Source organism: Streptomyces diastatochromogenes (assembly GCF_002242805.1).
GTDB classification, from domain to species: domain Bacteria; phylum Actinomycetota; class Actinomycetes; order Streptomycetales; family Streptomycetaceae; genus Streptomyces; species Streptomyces diastatochromogenes.
The window spans coordinates 1-4,801 of record NZ_MCGQ01000021.1 but is presented as its reverse complement, the minus strand read 5'-3'; the positions used below and the strand labels follow the sequence as shown (position 1 = coordinate 4,801).

At 75.7% G+C, this 4,801-nt stretch carries 1 protein-coding gene; it reads left to right on the top strand.

What is annotated here, in order from left to right:
* The coding region (locus tag BEK98_RS25070; RefSeq protein ID WP_143684156.1) for a type I polyketide synthase at positions 1–4,801 on the top strand (4,801 nt) is incomplete at both ends.

Sequence of the window (4,801 nt, the reverse complement as noted above, 5' to 3'; positions counted from 1 at the left end):
CTCGCCTGGGGCCTGTGGGACGCCACCCACGGCATGGGTGCCTCCCTCGCCGAGTCCGACCTGGCCCGGTGGACCCGGGCCGGCATCCGGCCGCTGACCCCCCAGCAGGGCCTCGCCCTGTTCGACGCCGCGCTCACCGGCGCGCCCGCCCTCAGTGTTCCCGCCGCCCTCGACCTGCCCGCCCTGCACGCGGCCGGCACCGAGCCCGCCGCCCTCCTGCGCGGCCTGGTCCGCAGCCGGCCCCGTCGCGCCGCGCTCGCGGCGGCGAGCGGCGACCGTGGCGACTGGGCCGCGCGCACGGCCGCGCTCCCCGAGGAACAGCGCCGGGAGAGCGTGCTCGACCTGGTGCGCGGCACGGTCGCCGGCGTCCTCGGCCACACCGACCCGCAGCGACTCGACCCCCGGCGCGCCTTCAAGGACATCGGCTTCGACTCGCTCGCCGGCGTGGAGCTGCGCAACCGGCTGAACGCGGCGACCGGTCTGCGGCTGCCCGCCACCGTCGTCTTCGACCACCCCTCGCCCGAGGCCGTCGCGAACCTGCTGCTGTCCCGGCTGCCCGGTTCCGCCGCCGGCGGCGCCGTCGACCGGCCGGTGCGTGCCGCGGCGGACGAGCCGATCGCCATCGTCGGCATGGCCTGCCGCTACCCGGGCGGGATCGGCTCCCCGGAGGACCTGTGGCGGCTCGTGGCCGAGGGCGGTGACGCCGTCTCCGGCTTCCCCGGCAACCGCGGCTGGGACCTGGACGCCCTCTACGACCCCGACCCCGAGCGGACCGGCACCTCCTACGTACGGCACGGAGGCTTCCTGCACGACGCCGACCTGTTCGACCGCGAGTTCTTCGGCATCTCGCCCCGCGAGGCCACCGCCATGGACCCGCAGCACCGGCTGCTGCTGGAGACCGCGTGGGAGACCTTCGAGAGCGCCGGGATCGACCCGACCGGCCTGCGCGGCTCCGGCACGGGCGTCTTCGTCGGCGCCATGTACGACGACTACGTGTCCCGGCTCGCCGCGAGCCCCGAGGAGTACGAGGGCTTCCTGCTCGCCGGGAACCTCTCCAGCGTGATCTCCGGCCGGCTGTCGTACATGTACGGCCTGGAGGGCCCCGCGGTCACCGTGGACACCGCGTGCTCCTCGTCCCTGGTCGCGCTGCACCTGGCGGCGAACGCGCTGCGCAACGGCGAGTGCGACCTCGCCCTCGCCGGTGGTGTCACCGTGATGGCCGGACCGCACGTCTTCATCGAGTTCTCCCGGCAGCGGGGCCTGGCCCCGGACGGCCGGTCCAAGTCCTTCGCGGCGGCGGCCGACGGCACCGGCTGGTCCGAGGGCGTCGGACTGCTGCTGGTGGAGCGGTTGTCGGACGCGCGCCGCAACGGCCACCGGGTGCTCGCGGTGGTGCGGGGCAGCGCCGTGAACCAGGACGGGGCGAGCAATGGGCTTACGGCGCCGAACGGCCCCTCTCAGGAGCGGGTGATCCGGCAGGCGTTGAGCAGCGCGAAGCTCGGTCCGGCGGATGTGGATGTGGTGGAGGCGCACGGTACGGGGACCCGGCTGGGGGACCCGATCGAGGCGCAGGCGCTGCTGGCGACTTACGGGCAGGAGCGTCAACAGCCGCTGTATCTGGGCTCGTTGAAGTCGAACATCGGGCATGCGCAGGCTGCTGCCGGTGTGGGTGGTGTCATCAAGATGGTGCAGGCGATGCGGCACGAGGTGCTGCCGAGGACGCTGCACGTGGACGAGCCGACGCCCATGGTCGACTGGTCGAGCGGTGCGGTGGAGTTGCTGACCGAGGAGCGTGCCTGGCAGCGCGCGGACCGGCCGCGCCGGGCCGGTGTGTCGTCGTTCGGTATCAGCGGCACCAACGCCCACGTCATCATCGAGGAACCCGAGCAGGACAAGCCCGCACCCGCGCGCGAACTGCCCGGCACAGGTGCCCCGTTGCTGCTGTCCGCCCACACCGAGCCCGCCCTCGCCGCCCAGGCCGAACGGCTGCTCACCCACCTGACGGACCACCCCGAGGCGGACCTCGCGGACGTCGGCCACTCCCTGGCCACCGCCCGCGCCCTGCACGACAAGCGGGCGTACGTCGTCGCCGCCGACCGCGCCGAACTCCTGGACGGGCTGCGCACCCTCGCCCGCGGCGAAACCGGCCCCGCCGCCCTGCGCGCCCCGGCCGGCCGGCCCGGCAAGACCGCCGTACTGCTCACCGGGCAGGGCGCACAGCGGCTCGGCATGGGCCGCGAACTCCACGCCGCCTCCCCGGTGTTCGCCGCAGCACTCGACGAGGTCGCCGCTCACCTGGACCGGGAGCTGGTCCGGCCGCTGAAGTCGGTGCTGTTCGCACCCGAGGGCTCCGCGGACTCGGCGCTGCTCGACCAGACGGCGTTCACGCAGGCGGCGCTGTTCGCCGTGGAGACCGCCCTGTTCCGGCTCGCGGAGCACCACGGCCTCGCCCCGGACTACCTGCTCGGCCACTCCATCGGCGAGGTCACCGCCGCCCATCTCGCGGGTGTCCTGGACCTGCCGTCGGCCGCCGTCCTCGTCGCCGAACGCGGCCGGCTGATGCAGGCGGCCCGCGAGGGCGGCGCCATGGCCGCCGTCGAGGCCACCGAGGACGAGGTCCGTACGGCCATCGCGCCGTACGGCGACCGGATCGCCGTGGCCGCGGTCAACTCGCCCCGCTCCACGGTCGTCTCCGGCGACGCCGACACCGTCGACGAAGTCGCCGAGCTGTTCCGGCGGCGCGGAGCGCGGACCCGGCGCCTGGCGGTCAGCCACGCCTTCCACTCGCCGCACATGGCAGAGGTGCTGGAGGAGTTCCGCGCCGTCGCCGCCGGCCTCACCTACCACGCGCCCCGCATCCCGGTCGTCTCCAACGTCACCGGCGCCTTCGCCACACCCGAGGAGCTGGCCTCGCCCGACTACTGGGCACGGCACATCCGTGGCACGGTCCGCTTCCTGGACGGCGTACGGCTGCTGGAGGACCACGGTGTCACGGAGTGGCTGGAACTCGGCCCGGACGGTGTCCTGACCGCCCTGGTCCAGCAGTCGCTGACCGGCGAGCCCGGCGCCGTGACCGCCGCCCTGCGCCGGGGCCGCCCCGAGCCGCGGACGTTCACCTCGGCGCTCGGCCTGCTCGGCGCACGCGGCGCCCGGCTGCGCTGGGACACCCTGTTCCCGGGCGCCCGGCCCACCGCGCTGCCCGCGTACCCCTTCCAGCGGCAGCGGTACTGGCTGGACGCCCCGGCCACCGTCGGTGACGCCGCCGGATTCGGACTGACGGCGGCAGGCCACCCGCTGCTCGGCGCCGAGGTGCCCCTCGCCGACCGCGACGAACGCGTCTTCACCGGGCGTCTCTCCCTGCACACCCACCCCTGGCTGGCCGACCACGCCGTCGCGGGCCGGGTCCTCGTGCCCGGCACGGGACTGCTGGAGATCGCCCTCGCCACCGGCGAGCGCACCGGCGCCGCCACGGTCGGCGACCTCACCCTCGCCGCGCCCCTCACCCTGCCCGAACGCGGCGGCGTCCAGCTCCAGGTGACCGTCGGCCCCGCCGACGCCACCGGCACCCGGCCCCTGCAGATCCACTCCCGGTCCGAGAACGACCTGGCCGACGACTGGACCCTGCACGCCCAGGGCACCCTGCGCCCCGAAGACCCCCAGGCCCCCGGCGCCGCCCTCGCGGCCTGGCCCCCGCCCGGCGCGACGGAGACCGACCTCACCGGCGCCTACGACCGGCTCGCCGCGCAGGGCTACGCCTACGGGCCCGCCTTCCGCAACCTGCGCCGCCTGTGGAGCGCGGGCAACGACCTCTACGCGGAGGTCGCGCTCGACGCCGAACAGCGCACCCACGCAGGCCGGTTCGCCGTCCACCCGGCCCTGCTCGACGCCGCCCTGCACGCCCTGCTGCCCGGTGTGGCGGGCGAGGACGGACCGTCGCTGCTGCCGTTCGCCTGGGCCGACGTCCAGGTCCGTGCCACCGGCGCCACCGCCCTGCGGGTACGGCTCACCCGCCGCACCGGCGGCACACCGGTCGTCGCGCTGACCATCGCCGACGACACCGGAACCCCGCTCGCCACCGTCGGGGAACTGACCCTGCGCCCGCTCACCGCAGACGCGCTCACCGCGGCCGTACCCCAGGCCGACGGGCTGCTCCGGGTCGACTGGACCCCGCTGCCCGCCCCGGCGACAGACGGTACGGCCGACGGCTGGGCGGTGCTCGGCACACCCGACCGGCTCGGTGCGCAAGGCCACTCCCTGACCGGCTACGCCGACCTCGTCGCCCTGCGCCGAGCCCTGGACGAGGGCGCACCCGCGCCGGACGTCCTGCTCCTGCCGTACACCGCGCCCACCGGCGTCGACGCGGCTGCCGTACCGCAGAAGGCCGGCGCCGCGCTGCGGGCCGCGCTGGCGGACGTCCAGGCCTGGCTGTCCGACGAGCGGCTCGCCGGCACCCGGCTGGTGGCGGTCACCCACCGCGCCGTGGCCGCCGTACCGCAGGAGGACGTGACCGGCCTGGTCCACGCCCCCGTGTGGGGCCTGCTGCGCTCGGCGCAGTCCGAACACCCCGGCCGGATCCAGCTCGTCGACACCGACGACCTGCAGGGACTCGGCGCCGTCCTGCCCGCCCTCGTGGCGAGCGGAGAGCCGCAACTCGCCCTGCGAGACGCCGAGGTACTGGTGCCGCGACTGGCCCGGATCAGGCCCACGACGGAGGAACCCGCACCGGCGTGGGGCGACGGCGCCGTGCTCGTCACGGGTGCCACCGGCACACTGGGCGCCGTCCTGGCCCGGCATCTGGTCG